Raw genomic sequence first — 17,392 nt, forward strand, 5'->3', positions numbered from 1 at the left:
TGCCGTGCATATGCCACACCAGGCCGCTCCGGGGGGAACGGAATGCTCAACCTCGCGCGCTCGCGTACAAGAAACCGAAGATCGGCACGATCCCTTTTCCTGGTCCCCGCTCTTCTGACGGCCCTCATCGGCCCCCTGCTCACGACGGGCCCGGCGCTCGCCGCGCCACCACCGCCATCCGCCGGCGCGGCCCTCACGCCGGCCCCGGAGGCACCCGCGCCCGAACCACCGGCGACACCGGACCCGACGGCCGATCCCACCCCGGACCCGACGGCCGATCCCACGCCGGACCCGACGACGGACCCCACCCCCGCGCCGACCCCGACGGTCGAGCCGACCCCGGATCCGACCGAACCACCCGCCGTCCCCGAGGAGTGCGCGGCCGTATCGGTACACGCCTTCGGATCGGCGCCGACCGCGTCCGAAGCAGCGTCGTGTGCGACCTTCACCGCCGGCGCGACCGCCCTGTACGACGTCTACGAGACCACCGCCTCCGAGGCCCGGCGACTGGCCGTGTACGACCCTGAGGGTCACGTGGCCTGCGAGGCATGGACGCGCAGGTGCACCCTGAACGCCGGGATCCGCTACACCGTGCGCACGGAGAAGCCGGTCCTGATCCTCGACCGTTCCTCCGACGCGGGCTGCACCGACGCCGCCGTCGGCGGAAACACCGACGGCACGTTCGACGTGACCGGCGAGGTCGACTGTCTGAAGCTGCCGTTGCCCGAGGGCGCGCACGTCGCCGGGTTCACGTCGTGGGGCGTCTCCGCACCACGCCCCGAGCTGACGGTCGCCGACGCGACGGGCGAGGAGATCTGCTCGGCCTACAGCGTGACGGCGGGTCTGTGCGTGCTGACCGGCCCCGGTCCGTACCGCGCCCTGGCCACCATGTACGGCACCATCCTCAATTCCCCGGCAATGACGGGCACGTACCACGTCGGCCTGCACCGCACCGACAGCGAGAGTGCCTGCCCGGTCCTCCCGGCCGGCGACTTCACCGCCGAGAGCCCCAAGGCACGGGTCACGATCGGAGCAGAGGGCTTCGCCCAGTGCCTCTCGATCCCCGCCGACGACCACACGGCGGGAGAGCTCTTCCGGTTCGCCCCGTACAACGGGTCCGGAGACCTTTCGGTCTTCGACACGACCGGGAAGCGGGTCTGCCTCCTGACGTCCGGCGGATCGGACTGGGACTCGTGCGCCCTCACCCCCGGGCTCGCACACACGGTGCTCCTCTCCGGCGCCACCTGGGGCACCACCCGCACCGTGTCCCGTCAGGACCTCACCGCCACCGCGACCGGCTGCGCCACGACCCCGGCCACCGCCGTCGGCGGCCCGTCCACCGGCGGTCCCCTGCCCGCCGGCGACACCTTCCAGTGCCTGCGGGTGACCACAGACGACGCGGCGGACACCCTGCACCTGGGCATCCGGGACGCGTCGGGCAGGGCGGAGTTCACCGCGTTCGGCGCGAACGGTGAGTTCGTCTGCCCCAACCGCGACGGGGGCTGCGCGGCCACCGGCTCCAGCGCCTACCAGGTGCTCATCAGCAGGGGCCGGTCGACCACGTCCACCTACCGGTTCGACGCGCTGCGCATCGGCACGGCGGCGGGTCCGGCGCCCGAGTGCGTCAAGGTCCCGAACGTCGCCTACGGGTTCGGGCCGCTCGTCGACACCCTGGACGAGCAGCACAGCGCCCTCTGCGCGGTGCTGCCGACCGCCGAGAGCGACGACTTCGACCTGGCGTTCACGCCGACCGTCTCCTACGAGGTCGCGCCGAGTGCCTCGCTCTACACGCCGGCGAGCTCCGCGAACACCTGCCGCGGCCCGTACTCCCTGGCGGGCAGGACCTACCATTGCTCCCTTCCGGGGTACGCGTGGCCGCGAGTCTCCCAGCCTTCGACGCTCGTCATCGGACTCCCCGCGCGGCCCGCGCCGGAACCCACGGCCGTACGGCTCACGGCCACGTGCTTCAACTCGTACTGCGGCACCGAGCAGCCGAGCATCGGCACCGTCAGTCCCTCCACGGGCGGCGCGGGGAAGATCACCGTCACGCTGACCGGAGCCGCTCTGCACGAGCAGGACCAGGTGGGGGTTCTCGGGACGGACGGCGTGTGGCGGCGGTCCACGACCGTGTCCGTCGCCCCCGACCGACGCAGCCTGACGGCAGCCCTCGATCTGACGGGCGTGAGCGTCGGTGCGCGCGGCCTGCGCGTCTTCACGCACACGGGCCGGGAGTACGACGGGGGCACGTTCACGGTCGTCGCCCCCCTCCGCTGCACCACCGCGCCGAGCGTCTCCGGCACGGCGGTCGTCGGCGGGAAGGTGACGGCCACGGCGGGTTCGTGGTCGCTGCCGGTGGACTCGCCGGCGTACGAATGGCGGGTGAACGGCGTCGCCGTCCCCGGCGCCACGGCCTCCTCGTACATCCTGCCGCCGGAGACGTTCGGCAAGCAGCTCTCGGTCGCCGTCACCGTCCGCAAGGCGGGGCAGCCGACGCTCACCGCGGTCAGCGGCTCCACAGTCGTCAAGGGAATCGCGCCCAAGCCGACGAAGGTGCCCGCGATGTCCGGCGCCACGCGTGTCGGGAGCAAGGTGACGGCCGTCGTCGGGACCTGGGCGCCCGTGCCGACCTCGTATGCCTACCAGTGGCGGGCGAACGGGGTCGCGATCGCGGGGGCCACGGGGGCGTCGTACGTCCCGGCCGCGTCGGTCCTCGGCAAGAAGCTCACGGTCACGGTGACCGCGCGTCGCACGGGGCACCTCGACGGTTCGTACACGACGGCTGGTTACACCGTGGCCGCCGGTCTCGCGCCGAAGGCGACGGTCGCGCCGTACGTGTCGGGGACGGTGCGGGTCGGGCGGACGCTGACGGTCGTGAAGGGCACGTGGACGCCGGTGCCGAGCTCGTACGGGTACCAGTGGTACGCGAACGGGCGGGCGATCAGCGGGGCGACGAAGTCGTGGTTCACGCTGACGAAGGCGCAGCGCGGGATGCGGATCACCGTGAAGGTGACGGCCTACCGGACGGGGCATACGCCGGGTGTCGCCTGGACCCGGTCCACGGGGGCCGTCGCCGGCTGATCCACGTGCGCGGATGCGGAGGACGAGGGGGAAGCCCTTGGGGCGACGGTGGGGCCGTCGCCCGAGGGCTTCCCCCTTCCGCGTACCCAAGGCTTCCCATCTGACGAACCGTCAGTTTCAATGGGCGGTGTGATGGGACACGCGGGGATGGCGGCCACCGCCGTCCGACACCTGAGAGCGGCCGGTTCGCCGACGGCCGTGGAACCACTGCCCCGGCCGGCGCTTCGCGCGGTGCGCGAGGACGAGAGGCCACCGGTCGACCCGGCCGAGTTCCGCCGGGTCCTCGGCCACTTCGCGAGCGGGGTCACGATCGTGACCGCGCTCGATCCGGGCGGGCCGGCGGGCTTCGCCTGCCAGTCCTTCGCCTCGCTCTCCCTCGACCCGCCGCTCGTCGCCTTCATGGTCGCCCGGACGTCGACGACGTGGCCGCGGATCGCGGCGGCGGGCACGTTCTGCGTGAACGTCCTGGGAGCGGAGCAGGGGGCCTTGTGCCGCTCCTTCGCGGTCAGCGGCGCGGACAAGTTCGCGGGGGTCGACTGGGCTCCGGCCCCGGTCACGGGCTCCCCACGCCTCACCGGCGCACCCGCCTGGATCGACTGCACGATCACCACCGTCCACACCGGCGGCGACCACCTCATCGTCGTCGGCCGCGTCGACGCGCTGGGGGCGGAGCGGGACGGCGCCCCGCTCCTGTTCCATCAGGGGCGGTTCGGGCGCTTCACGCCGTCATAGCGGGCGCGGGCGCGGGGGCGGGGCGGCGGATGATCAGGGCCATCAGGGCGGCCGCGGCGCAGAGGGCGCCGGAGGCGTACCAGACGATGTCGTAGCTGCCGAAGATGTCGCGGGCGAGGCCGCCGGCGAAGGCGACGGCGGCGGCGCCGACCTGGTGGGAGGCGAGGACCCAGCCGAAGACGATGGCGGAGTCCTCGCCGTACTGCTCGCGGCAGAGGGCGATGGTCGGTGGGACGGTGGCGACCCAGTCGAGGCCGTAGAAGACGATGAAGAAGAGCATCGGCGGGTGGACGGTGGGCGCGAGGAGCATGGGCAGGAAGAGGAGCGAGATCCCGCGCAGGGCGTAGTAGACGGCGAGGAGGCGGCGGGCCTCGAAGCGGTCGGTGAACCAGCCGGAGGCGACGGTGCCCACGACGTCGAAGACGCCGATGACGGCGAGGAGTCCGGCGGCGGCGGTGACCGGCATGCCGTGGTCGTGGGCGGCCGGCACGAAGTGGGTCTTCACCAGGCCGTTCGTGGAGGCGCCGCAGATCGCGAAGGTGCCCGCGAGGAGCCAGAAGGGGCCGGTGCGGGCCGCCTTGAAGAGGACCGTGACCGCGCGGCGGGCGGCGCCGGTGACGGGGGCGGGCTTCTCGGCGTACTCCCCGCCGTACGGGGCGAGGCCGACGTCCGCCGGGTGGTCGCGCAGGAGCAGCCACACGAAGGGGACGACCGCGAGGGCGGCGAGGGAGACGGTGACGGCGGCGGGGCGCCAGCCGTGGTGCTCGACGAGCCAGGAGAGCAGCGGCAGGAAGACCAGCTGGCCGGAGGCTCCGGCGGCGGTGAGGATGCCGGTGACGAGGCCACGGCGGCCGACGAACCAGCGGTTGGTGACGGTCGCGGCGAAGGCGAGGGCCATGGAGCCGCTGCCGAGGCCGACGAGGACGCCCCAATAGAGGACGAGCTGCCAGGCGGCGGTCATCCAGACGGTGAGGAGCGATCCGCCGGCGATGATCGTGAGCGCGACGGCGACGACGCGGCGGATGCCGAAGCGGTCCATGAGCGCGGCGGCGAAGGGGGCGGTGAGCCCGTAGAGGGCGAGGTTGACCGAGACGGCGAAGCCGATCGTGCCGCGCGACCAGTCGAACTCCTCGTGGAGGGGCTCGATGAGGAGGCCCGGCAGCGACGCGAAGGCCGCGGCGCCGATGATCGTGACGAAGGTGACCGCCGCGACGAACCAGGCGCGGTGGACGCGGGGGGTGCGGAGGGGCGGGCGGTCGGGTGCGTGACCTGCGGGACGCTCGGTTGTCTGGGCCATGCCACCGAGCATCCCGTCCGGACGGGGACCGCCACCATTGGCCCGGATGACAGCTTTCCAAAGGATCGGGCCAAAGGGTTGGGCCATGGATCGGGCCAAAGGGTCGGGCCAACGGATGGGGCCGGCGGGTCGGGCCATCACCCGCCCTCCGAGGTGCTCAGAGCCTCCTCAGCGTCCTGATCGGCCGCGTCACCAGCAGCGCCGCCACCACCAGGACCGCGATGCCGGCTCCGGTGAGGAGGACCTGCTGGGTGCCGACGGCGGCGGCGACGGGGCCCGAGAGCGTACGGCCGACGCCCATCATGAGGAGGGAGCCGGCGACGTCGTAGGCGTGCATGCGGTTGAGGGCCTCCTGGGGGACGTGGGTCTGGACGGTGGTGGACCACATGACGAGCCAGAAGGCGAAGGCGGCGCCGCCGATGAACTGGCCGGCGGCGAGGAGGGCGAGGGGGGCGCCGAGGCCGAGGAGGGCGAGGTTGACGGGGAGGCCGAGGAGGGCGACGGCGCCGGAGGCGAGCGGGCGGACGGGGCGGAGCCGGAGGGCGAGGAGGCCGCCGGCGGCGCTGCCGGCGCCGTTGACGGCCATGAGGACGCCGTACGCGGCGGAGCCGTGGTCCTCGGTGACGAGGCTCGCGGTGAGCGGCACCATGGGGCCGGCGACGGTGAGCCCGTAGACCGTCCAGATGGATATGACGCCCCAGAGCCAGCTGCGGGAGCGGAACTCGCGCCAGCCTCCGGCGAGTTCGGCGCCGAGGGAGTCGCGGCGCGCGGTGTCGGAGGGGAGCGGGGCGATGCGCAGGAGGGCGAGGCAGAGGGCGCTGACGGCGAAGGTCAGGCCGTTGACGGCGAAGGCGGCGCCCGCGTTCCAGGCGGCGACGAGGAGGCCGGCGGCGGCGGGTCCCGCCATGGTCATGAGGGCTTCGACGACGCGGAGGACGGCGTTGGCGCGCTGCACGTCGGGGGCGATGCGGGGGATCGTGGAGGCGACGCCGGGCTGGAAGAGGGCGGCGCCCATGCCGGCGGCGACGGACAGGGTGTAGACGGCCCAGAGCGGCGGGCTGCCGAGGGTGAAGGAGACGGCGAGGACGGCGGCTCCGGGGAGGCGCAGGAGGTCCGCGAGGATCATCATGCGGCGGGCGGTGAAGCGGTCGGCGAGGACGCCGCCGAAGAGGACGAAGAGGGCGAAGGCGGCGGTCCAGCCGCCGAGCGCGTAGCCGACGGTGGAGCCGGGGTGGCCGGCGCCGAGGAGTCCGGCGGCGAAGGCGACCGGGACCATGCCCTCGCCGAAGACGGCGACCGCGCGGGCGACGAAGAAGAGCCGGAAGTTACGGTTCCAGAGTGCGGGCGGCCCGGCGGGGGCGGAGTCCTGGACGGGAATCCGCTCGGTGGCCTCAGACTTGTACGTGTTGTCCGTCACGGACAAGCAGAACTACCGCAGAAGTGGTCTGGACCACCATCGATTTTCGGAGGGAGCACCGCCCGTGCGCCACCCGCACCGCGTCGCCGTCCTCGCCCTGCCCGGGCTCCTCCCCTTCGAGCTCGGCATCCCGCACCGGATCTTCGGGCGCGCCAAGGACGCCGGCGGACGGCCGCTGTACGAGATCGTCACCTGCGCCCCGGTGGCGGGCGCCGTCCCCACCGACGCGGACTTCGCCGTGTACGTGGAGCACGGTCCCGAGATCCTGGCCACCGCCGACACGGTCGTCGTACCGGCCTCATACGAGCTGGGTCCCGTCTACGAGGAGGGCAGGCTCACCGGGGAACTGGCCGCCGCGCTCGCGCACATCAGGCCCGGCACCCGGCTCGTCTCCATCTGCACCGGCGGCTACGTGCTCGCCGCCGCCGGGTACCTCGACGGGCGTCCGGCGACGACCCACTGGGCGTCCGCCGAGCACTTCCAGCGGCTGTTCCCGTCCGTACGGGTCGACGCGGACGTCCTGTTCGTCGACGACGGCGACGTGCTGACCTCGGCGGGCGTGGCCGCCGGCATCGACCTGTGCCTGCACATCGTGCGCCGCGACCACGGCACGGCCGTCGCCAACGACGTCGCCCGCAGGACCGTCGTACCGCCGCACCGGGACGGCGGCCAGGCCCAGTACATCGAGCGCCCGATGCCCGAGGCGGGCACCCACACCACGACCGCCGCACGGGCCTGGGCCCTCGCGCACCTCCACGAGCCGATCCAGCTGCGGGACCTGGCGGGGCAGGAGTCGATGAGCGTGCGGACGTTCACCCGCCGCTTCCGCGACGAGGTCGGCATCAGCCCCGGCCAGTGGCTCACCCAGCAGCGCGTCGAACGCGCCCGGCACCTCCTGGAGTCCACCGGCCTCCCGGTCGACCGGGTCGCCCAGGACGCCGGTTTCGGCACCGCGCAGTCGCTGCGCGTGCACCTGATGAGCGCGATCGGAGTGACCCCGACCGCCTACCGGCGGACCTTCCGAGCAGGCGCGGACACCGCCGAACCCTCCGGCGCGGACGCCGTCTGTCCCTCCGGCCCGGACGCCGCCGAACCCTCCGGCGCGGACGCCGTCTGACCCCCGGGCGGGGGCGCTGCCGGACCCTCCGGCGCGGACGCCGTCTGACCCCCGGGCGGGGACACCGCCGGACCCTCCGGCGCGGACGCCGTCTGACCCCCGGGCGGGGACACCGCCGGACCCTCCGGCCCGGACGCCGTCTGACCCCCGGGCGCGGACGCCGCCGGACCCTCCGGCGCCGACGCCGTCCGGGCCTCCCTCTCCGCCTGGGTGCGGCGGGTCAGCCGCCGCTCGCCGAGGCCGCCGGCCGCGGCGAGCAGCACGGTGAGGACCACGCCGCACAGGATGGCCGTCGACGGGGCCACCACCTTGAGCAGGCCGCCCGCGAGGGTGCCGCTGACGGCGTAGCCGGTGCCGATGGCCGCGTACATGACCGAGTAGCCGGCGGCGAGCGCGGAGGGCGGCAGGATCTCCCGCAGGGCGAGGGTGCGGGCGAGGCCCGAGGGGGCCTGGAGGACGCCGGCGGCGACGAGGGCGGTCGCGAGGGCGGCCGGCCACGGGAGGACGGCGACGAGCGCGACGCCCGCGGACACGGCGAGGACGAGGACCGTCGACTGGGCGGACAGCGAGCCGGGCCAGCACTTCCGCAGGCCGTACACGAACCCGCCCGCGGCCGACCCGAGCGAGAACCCGGCGAGCAGCGGCCCCGCCCATCCGATGCCGATACCCCGCTGTTCCAGCAGGGCGGGCAGTACCAGTTCGGCGAGCGCGAGCAGGGTGAGGCCGGCCGCCCCGAGCAGGTAGACCGGCCAGGCCCGCAGCAGCGCCCGCCGCATGGACGTGCCTTCCTCCTGCGGCTCGGCGGCCCAGCCGGCCGGCAGCATCCGCAGCCCGACGACGGACACGGCCAGCAGCACCCCCTGGAGGAGCAGCGGCACGGCCGGGTCGACGCCGAGCGCGAGCCCGGTGGCGAGGGCGGGGGCGGCGGCCCAGATCCCGAAGGTCAGGACGGTCTCCATGCTCATCGCCTGTGTCACGGCCCGCTCCGGCACCAGGCTCGTGAGCAGCGCCCGTAGCCCGCCGGGCACCGCCGCGGGCCCGATCCCCGCGAGCAGCGCCAGGGCGCCGAGCACCACCGGGTGGGCGCCGGGCAGGAGCCCCATCCCGAGGAAGCCGGCGGCGCCGGCCGCGAGCCCGGCGGCCAGCTGGGGCCTCGCCTTCTCGGCCTTCATCCGCATCCCGAGCAGGGGCGCGCCCACGATCTCGCCGAGCACGTACACGGCTGCGAGCACCGCCCCGAGCGAATACCCGCCGGGCCGCTCCCGGACCAGGAAGACCACCGCGAGCGGTGCCATCGCGATCGGCAGCCGGCTGGTGACCATGACGGCGGCCCAGGCCAGGACGGGGCGGACGGCGAGCTCACGGTAGGACATGGCAGGGACCGTAACCCGCCGACGGTGCTGTCCCCCAGGGGATATCGCGGCCCGCATATGCTGCCGCCCTCGACACACCTGGGGGGCGGACATGGAGCGGCGGCAGCGCGGCAGGAGACCGGGCCGGTCGGCCTGGACGCGCCTCACGGGATGGCTCGGGCTCGGGCTCGGCTGGGCGCTGGGGCTGACGGCGCTGCTCCGCGACCCGGGTCCCGGCCGGCCGCGGTGGCTCGAACTGGGGCTGCTCGTGGGGACGGTGGCGTGTGCCGGTCTCTGGGTGTTCGCGCACCACAAGGCCCGCCTGTACGTCGGCGAGCCACGTCCCGCGCCGGGCAGGACCTCGTATCTGCTGCCGCTCTCGCTCGCCTGGTGCACGGCCGTCCTCTCGGCGGCGGGGATGACCCAGGCGACGCTTCCCGACCGTGCGGCGGCCGAGTGGGCCCAGGTGATGCGGGAGTCCGGCGGCGGGCTGCGCGAGGCGACGGTGGTACGGGTGGTGGGGACGCCGGTCGACACCCGGATGAGCGTCAACGAGGTGACGGTCTACCGGTCCATGGTCGTCTTCTCCGTGCCGTTCACCGCCGGCCCGCGCGAGGTGTCCCTCACCGGCGTGGAGACCACCGGGGCCCCGGAGCCCGGCGGGAAGGAGTACCTGGCGTTCGCTCCGGGCCGGCCCGACCTGGGCGTGCGGACGAGCGACTCGCTCGGGGCGGGCCCGGGGGCGCTGTTCTCCGTGGTGTGGATCTGGGCGCTCTGCTTCTTCGGCGGGATCTTCATGACGATCGGCATGTACATGGGCGTCGAGACGGTGGACGACGCACGCCGCTACCAGCCGGCCGTCCACCTGCCCGCCCTCGGCGCCTTCGGCGTGGGCGCCGCCTCGGCGGTGCCGTTCCTCCTCGGGTACCCCTCGGGAGGTACGGCGTTCCTCCTCGGTCTCGTCGGGATGCTCGCGCCCTGGGCGGGGGTCTGCTGGGCCTGGTACCGCAGCAACGAGGACCCGCCCTATCTGTACATGGACAAGGGCCCCGTCGCCGCTCCCTCCGTGCGCCTCAGAAAGTGAGCACCCCCCGCGCCACCTTTCCCCGCTCCGCGTCCTCCACGGCCCGCGCGAAGTCCTCGACGGGGTAGGTGGTGGTGACGAGTTCGTCGAGGAGGAGGGTGCCGGTGCGGTAGAGCTCGGCGTAGAGGGCGAGGTCCTTCTGGGGGCGGGAGGAGCCGTAGCGGCAGCCGAGGATGGACTTGTCGAGGAACATGGCGGCGGGCGGGAAGCTCGCTTCGGCCGTCGGGGCGGTCATGCCGAGCAGGATCGCCTGGCCGTGGCGGTCGAGGAGGTCGATCGCGGTGCGGACGAGTCCGGTGTGGCCGACGCATTCGAAGACGTGGTCGGCGCCGGTCGGCAGGATCGCGCGGACGCCGTCGGCGGAGCCGAGGAAGTGGGTGGCGCCGAACTGCCGGGCCACGGCCTCCTTGTCCGGGTTGGTGTCGACGGCGACGATGGTGAGCGCGCCGGCGATCCGGGCTCCCTGGAGGACGTTGAGGCCGATGCCGCCGGTGCCGATGACGACGACGGTCTCGCCGCGCCCGACCTTGGCGCGGTTGAGTACGGCTCCGACGCCGGTGAGGACGCCGCAGCCCATGAGGGCGGCGGAGGTGAGCGGGATGTCCTTCGGGATCTTCACGGCCTGCACGGCCTTGACGACGGTCCGCTCGGCGAAGGACGAGTTCGACGCGAACTGGAAGACCGGCTGCCCGTTCCGCGAGAACGGCTGCCCCGGCATCCCGATGGCCTTCCGGCACATCGTCGGCCGCCCCCGGTCGCAGTCCGCGCACGCCCCGCAGTTCGCCAGCGTCGACAGGGCCACGTGATCGCCGGGTACGACGTGGGTGACGCCGGCCCCGACCGCCTCGACGACGCCGGCGCCCTCGTGCCCGAGCACCACGGGAGGCGGGAAGGGAATGGTCCCGTCGACCACGGACAGGTCGCTGTGGCAGAGCCCGGCCGCGGCGATGCCGACGAGGACCTCGCCGGGCCCGGGGTCGCGCACCTCCAGGTCGTCGACGACCTGGACGGACTTGCCGTCGAACACGACGCCTCTCATGACCCGTTCTCCTTCACGGCGTTGGGGCGGTCGCCCGCCGCGGCGGCGCGGGCCATCTCCTCCAGTCGGGCGAGCATGGGCATCGGGTCGGTGCCGACGGTCCCGGGGAGGAAGTCGGCGATGCGCTCGGGGGTCCAGGCCCCGTCGGCGTATCCGGCGCGGAGTTCGCGGGGCTGGGCCCAGACGGCGATCTTCGGGCCGGCGATCGTGTAGACCTGGCCGGTGATCTTCTCGGCGCGTGCCCGCTCGGAGAGCAGGTAGACGACGAGCGCGGCCACGTCCTCCGGCTCGCCGATCTCCTTGAGTTCCATGGGGACGTTGGCGGACATGCGGGTGCGGGCGACGGGTGCGACGGCGTTCGCGGTGACGCCGTACTTGTGGAGGCCGAGGGCCGCGCTCCGCACCAGGGAGATGATCCCGCCCTTGGCGGCCGAGTAGTTGGCCTGGGCGACGGAGCCCTGGTGGTTGCCGCTGGTGAAGCCGATGAGCGTGCCCGTGCCCTGTTTGCGCATGACGGCCGAGGCCGCCCGGAAGACGGTGAACGTGCCCTTGAGGTGGGTGGCGACGACGGGGTCCCACTCCTCCTCGGACATGTTGAAGAGCATGCGTTCGCGGAGGATGCCGGCGACGCAGACGACGCCGTCGATCCGCCCGTACTCGGCGAGGGCGACGTCCACGATCCGCTGCCCGCCCGCCATCGTCGAGATGTCGTCGGCGACCGCGACGGCCGAGCCGCCGGCCGCCTCGATCTCCTTCACGACGGAGAGCGCGACCTCGGAGGTCGGCTCGCCGCCCTCGATCGAGACGCCGTAGTCGTTGACGACGACCTTCGCGCCCTCCGCCGCGCACGCGAGGGCGACCGCGCGGCCGATCCCGCGCCCCGCTCCCGTCACGGCGACGACCTTGCCAGCCAAGAAGTTCCCCACGCCCGGCCCCTTCCCGCACTTTCTGACGGTCCGTTAGATTCGTTCGTCGTCAGGATTCTACGGTCCGTCAGATACCGGAAAACAAGACCCCGGAGGCCCCGATGTCTCTCCCCGCCGCATTCCACGAGATCGCCAAGCGCGTCAACAACTGGGGCCGTTGGGGCCAGGACGACGAGATCGGCACCCTCAACCTCGTCACCGACGAGGTGGTGCGCGAGGCCGCCGCCACCGTCCGCACCGGCCGGCGCGTCCCGCTCGCCCTCGACCTCGAGCAGGACGGCGTCCAGACCGGGATGATCCCCGGCCGGGTCAACCCGCTCCACGTCATGGTCCAGGTCAACCAGGAGCTCTTCGGCCCCGGCACCGTCGCCACCAGCGACGACGCCGTGACCCTCGGACTCCAGGCCGGCACCCACTGGGACGCCCTCACCCACGTCTCGCACTCCGGCCGCATCTACAACGGCCGCCCCGCCGACACCATCACCCCGCACGGCCGCTCCGAGTTCAGCGGCATCCACACCGCCCGGCACATCGTGAGCCGTGGCGTCCTCCTGGACGTCGCCGCCGCCAAGGGACTCGACCGGCTGCCCGGCGACCACGCCGTCACCCCCGAGGACCTCGACGAGGCCGCCGACTTCGGCGGCGTCACCGTCCGCTCCGGCGACATCGTCCTCGTACGGACCGGCCAGGTGCAGGCGTACCTCGCCGGCGACAAGCACGGTTACGCGTTCCCCTCACCGGGCCTCTCGGTCCGCACGCCCGAGTGGTTCCACGCCCGTGACGTCGCGGCCGTCGCCAACGACACGCTCACCTTCGAGATCTTCCCGCCGGAGATCGAGGACCTGTGGCTGCCGGTGCACGCCCTTGACCTGGTCGAGATGGGGATGCTCCAGGGCCAGAACTGGAACCTCGAAGGCCTGTCCACAGCCTGTGCACAAGAACGGCGCTACGCCTTCCTGCTCTCCGCGATGCCCGAGCCCTTCGTCGGCGGCACGGGCACACCGGTGGCGCCGGTCGCGATCCTCTAGCGGTCCCCACGGGCGGCGGCGCGCTCGCGCGCGCCCCGAGCACGGCACGGACCGCCGCCACCCGGCCACGACCCGCACACGCCGAGGGCACACGGCCCTCGGCTCCCCTCGCCACGAATCGCTCACACCAGAGTGGGCAAAACGGAACGAACCGTCAACAGTGCACCCGGCCGGGCGACACCGCGCCCTGCCCGTGCGAGGGAGCCGCCGGGGCCCGGTCGACCTCGCACCAGATGCTCTTGCCGGCGCCTTCCGGCTGCCAGCCCCAGCGGTCCGCGAGCCCGTCGACCAGCTCCAGGCCCCGCCCGTTGGTGTCGTCGCCCTCCGCGTGCCGGGGCCGCGGCGGACAGTCGCTCGCATCGGCCACCTCGACCCGCACACCGCCCTCCGCCGCGAAGAGCATCCGCAGCACGGCCGGACAGCCCGTGTGCACCACGGCGTTGGTCACGAGCTCCGAGATGAGCAGCACCAGCGTCTCGGCCAGCGGCTCGTCATCACCTATACCCGAACCCGCGAGACGTGACCGCGCCCACCTCCGGGCCCTGCCGACCTCCGCCGGGTCCGGCCCGACCTCCAACTGCACCTGAAGCACCTGCACCGCTCACACCATCCGAACCGGCGGACACACCTTTACGGAACGTGATTCCCTTATGGGACAGCATGGTTGACGTACAGTCACCGCAACAAGCGCTTCGGGCATATTCCAGCGCGAAGGAGTACGCATGGTCCATACTGTGCGACGCACGCTGCGGGGAGTCGAACGCCGAGCGCGAACGGCGGGCATTCCCGGCCACGGGGCCGCCCCAGGGGCGACACCGGGACGATCCGGGCCAACGAGCACGCGCATCCCACGGAGAGTACCGGAGCCGGAGGCCGACTCCGGGCCGTGACGGCCCCTCCGAAGGACACAACCCGATATCGACATTCCGTCACGAATCGAACACACACCGCGACCGCTCGGACACCCCTGGAGCACCGTCACTCCCCAGAGCACCGTCACCCCCTAGAGCACCGTCACCCGCCAGAGCACCGTCACCCCCTAGAGCGCCGCCGCCACCTCCTCCTCCGCCCGCGCCCCCGTCATCCCGAGCCGCGCCCGCACCCACGCCCGCTTCAGATGCAGGTGCACGTCCGCCTCCCAGGTGAACCCCATCCCGCCGAACACCTGCAGACAGTCCCGCGCGTTCCCCGTCGCCGCCTCGTCCGCGAGCAGCTTCGCCCCCGCGATCTCCACGGCGTCCCCGGTCACCGCAGCCGCCCGCACCGCCGCCCGCGCCAGCTCCGCCCGCACGAACATCCCCGCGCACAGGTGCTTCACCGCCTGGAAGCCACCGATCACCTGCCCGAACTGCTCCCGCTCCCCCGCGTACGCCACGGCCATCTCGGTGGTCCGCCCGGCGCTGCCCACCTGCTCGGCGGCGATCAGCAGAACGGCCTCCCCCGCCGTCGCGCCCGCGCGCTCCGGCACCCGGTGCAGCGGCGTCAGCGGATCCACCGACCGCAAGGCCACCGCACCCGCCACCTCCCCCCGCACCACGTCCGCCTCCTCCAGCCACGGCACCAGACCCTCCGACGCGGCCGTCACCACGACGGAACCCTCCGCCGCGCCCGGCACCACCCCCGCCGCCAGATGCGTGGCCACGACCGGCCCCGGCAGCAGCACCCTCCCGACCTCCTCGAAGACGAGAACCGCCTCCGGGAGACCCAGACCCACCCCGCCGTCCGCCTCGGGAAGCCGCAGCGAGAAGAGCCCGGCCGCACCGAGCTCCCGCCACAGGTCACGGTCGAGGCGCGGTGAACCGGCGGAGTCCACGGCGGCCCGCAGCGCCTCCCGGTCGAAAAGGCGCGCCAGGAGCTCCCGTACACCCCGGCTCAGGGCGCGCTGGTCCTCGGTCAGTCGAAAGTCCATGGGGGCGGGTCACCGACCTTTCGGCAGGCCGAGGATCCGCTCGGCGACGATGTTGCGCTGGATCTGGGAGGTGCCGGCGGCGATCGTGTACGAGAGGGAGGAGAGCCGGTCGAGGGTCCAGTCGCGGTCGAGGTCGAGCGCGTCCGGCCCGAGGACCGTGGCGGCGGCCTCGTACAGCTCCTGGCGGGCGTGCGAGTAGTGGAGCTTGAAGACGGAGCCGCCCGCCCCCGGCACCCCGCCGGTCGCCTGCGCCTCGCTGACGTTGGCCTGGGTGAGCCGCCACAGGGCCTGGAACTCGGCCGACAGCCTGCCCAGCCGCCGCCGGAGCACGGGGTCGTCCCAGGTGCCGTTCTTCCGCGCCGTACGGGCCAGCTCGCCCAGGAGCCGGCGGCAGGCGACGACCTCGCCGACGAAGGCCGTGCCCCGTTCGAAGGAGAGCGTCACCATCGTGACGCGCCAGCCGTCGTTCTCCTCCCCCACCCGGTTCGCGACCGGCACCCGCACCTCGTCGAGGAACACCTCGGCGAACTCCGTCGACCCCGCCAGCGTCCGCAGCGGCCGCACGGTCACGCCCGGCGCGTCCATCGGCATGGCGAGCCAGCTGATCCCCCGGTGCTTCGACACCGCCGGGTCCGGGTCCGTCCGCACGAGGAGTTCGCACCAGTCGGCGACCTCGGCGTGCGAGGTCCAGATCTTCTGACCGGTCACGACGTACTCGTCCCCGTCCCGCACGGCCTTCGTCCGCAGGGAGGCCAGGTCCGAACCCGCGCCGGGCTCACTGAACCCCTGGCACCACACCTCGTCCCCCCGCAGCACCGGCGGCAGCCACCGCTCGCGCTGCGCCGCCGTACCCTCGGCGGCGATCGTCGGCCCCGCGTGCAGGAGCCCGACGAAGTTCGCGCCGACGTACGGCGCCCCCGCCAGCTCGGTCTCCTCCAGGAAGATCAGCCGCTGGGTCGGCGACGCGTCCCAGTGCACGTCCGCGTACCCCGCGTCGTACAGCCGGCGCTGCCAGCCGCAGTCGTACGCGCGCCGGGCCGGCCAGTCGAGCGGATCGGGCTTCGGCGGGAGCGTCGGCAGGGTGGCGGTGAGCCACCCGCGCAGCCGCGCCCGGAACTCCTCCTCTTCCTCCGAGCACGCGAGATCCATCAGGACCGGCCCTTGAGGTTCTTGAGGTCCTTGAGGTCCTTGAGGTCCCGGTCGAAGTCGAGGCCCAGCATGCGGATGGCGTTGCCGCGCATCAGCTTGTAGACCGTCTCGTCGTCGAGGCCCCGCACGTGGTCGAGCGCGACCTCCTTCGTGTGCGGGAAGGTCGAGTCGACGTGCGGGTAGTCCGTCTCGAAGGTGGCGTTGTCGCGGCCGACGACGTCCAGCGAGGCGATGCCGTGCTTGTCGCGGAAGAAGCAGCAGAAGATCTGCCGGTAGTAGTACGTCGACGGCGGCTCCGGGATCAGGTCGCGGACGCCACCCCAGGCCCGGTGCTCCTCCCACACGTCGTCGGCGCGCTCCAGGGCGTACGGGATCCACCCCATCTGCCCCTCGCTGTAGGCGAGCTTGAGGCGGGGGAACTTGACCAGGACCCCGCTGAACAGGAAGTCCATCATCGAGGCCATCGCGTTGTTGAAGCTCAGGCTGGCCTGGACGGCGGGCGGCGCGTCGGGCGAGGCGGCCGGCATCTGGCTGCTGGACCCGATGTGCATGTTCACCACGGTCCCGGTCTCCTGGCAGACCGCGAAGAAGGGGTCCCAGTAGCCGGAGTGGATCGACGGCAGCCCCAGGTGCGTGGGGATCTCGGAGAACGTGACCGCCCTGACCCCGCGCGCCGCGTTCCGCCGGATCTCCGTCACCGCCAGGTCGATGTCCCACAGCGGGATGATGCACAGCGGGATCAGCCGGCCCCCACTGTCCCCGCACCACTCCTCGACCATCCAGTCGTTGTACGCGCGCACACAGGCCAGAGCCACCTCCTTGTCGTGCGCCTCCGCGAACGTCTGCCCGCAGAACCGCGGGAAGGTGGGGAAGCAGAGCGAGGCCTCCACGTGGTTGAGGTCCATGTCCGCGAGGCGCGCCTTGGGGTCCCAGCACCCCCGCCGCATCTCCTCCCGCGTGATCCCCTCCAACGTCATCTCGTCCCGGTCGAAGCCCACCGCCGCGATGTTCCGCTTGTACGGGAACTTCAGGTCCTCATAGATCCACCAGTCCGTAGGCGGCCCCTCCGGATCCATCGTGATCTGGTACTTCCCCCCCACATACGCAAGCTCCCCGATCCCGGCCGTGAGCGCCTTCGGCCCCCGCTCCCGGTACTTCTCCGGCAGCCACGTCTCGAAGAGGTGGGCCGGCTCGATCACGTGGTCGTCGACGCTGATGATGCGGGGCAGTTCCGTCATGGAGCCCTCTCCCGTTTCTGATGACC

General features: G+C 73.1%; 14 protein-coding genes. 5 read left to right on the plus strand and 9 right to left on the minus strand.

Translation table 11 applies throughout. From position 1 onward, the window contains the following. Positions 1 to 42 precede the first annotated feature (42 nt). Positions 43 to 3,078, plus strand: coding sequence for a hypothetical protein (locus tag ACZ7G1_RS31020; protein ID WP_470876800.1), 3,036 nt, complete (start codon positions 43 to 45; stop codon positions 3,076 to 3,078). Between the two features lie 120 nt (positions 3,079 to 3,198). Further along, complete coding sequence (locus ACZ7G1_RS31025) at positions 3,199 to 3,810, plus strand: flavin reductase family protein (RefSeq protein WP_470876798.1); 612 nt, start codon at positions 3,199 to 3,201, stop codon at positions 3,808 to 3,810. Here ACZ7G1_RS31025 and ACZ7G1_RS31030 read toward each other — a convergent pair. Both ACZ7G1_RS31030 and ACZ7G1_RS31035 read right to left on the minus strand, forming a co-directional pair. Beyond that, positions 3,797 to 5,107 carry an MFS transporter gene (locus ACZ7G1_RS31030; RefSeq protein ID WP_470876796.1) on the minus strand — a complete coding sequence of 437 codons (1,311 nt, stop codon included), beginning with the start codon at positions 5,105 to 5,107 and terminating at the stop codon, positions 3,797 to 3,799. The genes ACZ7G1_RS31025 and ACZ7G1_RS31030 overlap by 14 nt on opposite strands. 157 nt (positions 5,108 to 5,264) lie before the next feature. Further along, positions 5,265 to 6,530: an MFS transporter gene (locus ACZ7G1_RS31035; protein ID WP_470876795.1), complete on the minus strand. Its 1,266-nt coding sequence runs from the start codon at positions 6,528 to 6,530 to the stop codon at positions 5,265 to 5,267. Between the two features lie 58 nt (positions 6,531 to 6,588). On the opposite strand from ACZ7G1_RS31035, the gene ACZ7G1_RS31040 reads away from it, so the two are divergent. Next, entirely contained in the window at positions 6,589 to 7,641 is a 1,053-nt protein-coding gene (locus ACZ7G1_RS31040; RefSeq protein ID WP_470876793.1) for a GlxA family transcriptional regulator, read from the plus strand. Here ACZ7G1_RS31040 and ACZ7G1_RS31045 read toward each other — a convergent pair. Continuing rightward, entirely contained in the window at positions 7,530 to 9,014 is a 1,485-nt protein-coding gene (locus ACZ7G1_RS31045) for an MFS transporter (RefSeq protein ID WP_470876791.1), read from the minus strand. The two genes, ACZ7G1_RS31040 and ACZ7G1_RS31045, sit on opposite strands and share 112 nt — an antisense overlap. Positions 9,015 to 9,105: 91 nt before the next feature. Here ACZ7G1_RS31045 and ACZ7G1_RS31050 point away from each other — a divergent pair, with 91 nt between their 5' ends. Beyond that, the gene (locus ACZ7G1_RS31050) at positions 9,106 to 10,077 is read left to right on the plus strand and encodes a hypothetical protein (protein WP_470876789.1); all 972 of its coding nucleotides are present in this window, start codon (positions 9,106 to 9,108) and stop codon (positions 10,075 to 10,077) included. Here the strand turns inward: ACZ7G1_RS31050 and ACZ7G1_RS31055 are convergent. Both ACZ7G1_RS31055 and ACZ7G1_RS31060 read right to left on the minus strand, forming a co-directional pair. Then, positions 10,067 to 11,116, minus strand: a complete 1,050-nt coding sequence (locus ACZ7G1_RS31055; RefSeq protein WP_470876787.1) for a Zn-dependent alcohol dehydrogenase — start codon at positions 11,114 to 11,116, stop codon at positions 10,067 to 10,069. The two genes, ACZ7G1_RS31050 and ACZ7G1_RS31055, sit on opposite strands and share 11 nt — an antisense overlap. Beyond that, entirely contained in the window at positions 11,113 to 12,042 is a 930-nt protein-coding gene (locus ACZ7G1_RS31060) for an SDR family NAD(P)-dependent oxidoreductase (protein WP_470876785.1), read from the minus strand. The genes ACZ7G1_RS31055 and ACZ7G1_RS31060 overlap by 4 nt, the downstream gene beginning before the upstream one ends. Positions 12,043 to 12,143: 101 nt before the next feature. Between ACZ7G1_RS31060 and ACZ7G1_RS31065 the strand changes: the two genes are divergently transcribed. Further along, entirely contained in the window at positions 12,144 to 13,070 is a 927-nt protein-coding gene (locus ACZ7G1_RS31065) for a cyclase family protein (RefSeq protein WP_470876783.1), read from the plus strand. A 154-nt stretch (positions 13,071 to 13,224) separates the two neighbouring features. On the opposite strand, the gene ACZ7G1_RS31070 is transcribed toward ACZ7G1_RS31065, so the two are convergent. From ACZ7G1_RS31070 to ACZ7G1_RS31085, 4 genes are all read right to left on the minus strand, one after another. Beyond that, on the minus strand, positions 13,225 to 13,668 hold the full coding sequence (locus tag ACZ7G1_RS31070; protein WP_470876781.1) for an ATP-binding protein: 444 nt from the start codon (positions 13,666 to 13,668) through the stop codon (positions 13,225 to 13,227). 441 nt (positions 13,669 to 14,109) lie between these two features. Then, positions 14,110 to 14,979, minus strand: coding sequence for an acyl-CoA dehydrogenase family protein (locus ACZ7G1_RS31075; protein ID WP_470876779.1), 870 nt, complete (start codon positions 14,977 to 14,979; stop codon positions 14,110 to 14,112). Positions 14,980 to 14,988: 9 nt separating this feature from the next. Further along, a complete protein-coding gene (locus ACZ7G1_RS31080; RefSeq protein ID WP_470876777.1) occupies positions 14,989 to 16,128 on the minus strand; it encodes an acyl-CoA dehydrogenase in 1,140 nt (379 codons plus the stop codon). Continuing rightward, complete coding sequence (locus ACZ7G1_RS31085) at positions 16,128 to 17,366, minus strand: amidohydrolase family protein (protein WP_470876775.1); 1,239 nt, start codon at positions 17,364 to 17,366, stop codon at positions 16,128 to 16,130. Before ACZ7G1_RS31085 ends, ACZ7G1_RS31080 begins: the two co-directional genes overlap by 1 nt. Positions 17,367 to 17,392 lie beyond the last annotated feature (26 nt).

Source organism: Streptomyces sp. NPDC037273 (assembly GCF_055603625.1).

Bases quoted from the DNA above. Each gene is read 5' to 3' on its own strand.
- ACZ7G1_RS31080 (WP_470876777.1), bottom strand. From the start codon at position 16,128: ATGGATCTCGCGTGCTCGGAGGAAGAGGAGGAGTTCCGGGCGCGGCTG.
- ACZ7G1_RS31030 (WP_470876796.1), bottom strand. From the start codon at position 5,107: ATGGCCCAGACAACCGAGCGTCCCGCAGGTCACGCACCCGACCGCCCG.
- ACZ7G1_RS31065 (WP_470876783.1), top strand. From the start codon at position 12,144: ATGTCTCTCCCCGCCGCATTCCACGAGATCGCCAAGCGCGTCAACAAC.
- ACZ7G1_RS31050 (WP_470876789.1), top strand. From the start codon at position 9,106: ATGGAGCGGCGGCAGCGCGGCAGGAGACCGGGCCGGTCGGCCTGGACG.
- ACZ7G1_RS31085 (WP_470876775.1), bottom strand. From the start codon at position 17,366: ATGACGGAACTGCCCCGCATCATCAGCGTCGACGACCACGTGATCGAG.
- ACZ7G1_RS31045 (WP_470876791.1), bottom strand. From the start codon at position 9,014: ATGTCCTACCGTGAGCTCGCCGTCCGCCCCGTCCTGGCCTGGGCCGCC.
- ACZ7G1_RS31075 (WP_470876779.1), bottom strand. From the start codon at position 14,979: ATGGACTTTCGACTGACCGAGGACCAGCGCGCCCTGAGCCGGGGTGTA.
- ACZ7G1_RS31020 (WP_470876800.1), top strand. From the start codon at position 43: ATGCTCAACCTCGCGCGCTCGCGTACAAGAAACCGAAGATCGGCACGA.
- ACZ7G1_RS31025 (WP_470876798.1), top strand. From the start codon at position 3,199: ATGGGCGGTGTGATGGGACACGCGGGGATGGCGGCCACCGCCGTCCGA.
- ACZ7G1_RS31055 (WP_470876787.1), bottom strand. From the start codon at position 11,116: ATGAGAGGCGTCGTGTTCGACGGCAAGTCCGTCCAGGTCGTCGACGAC.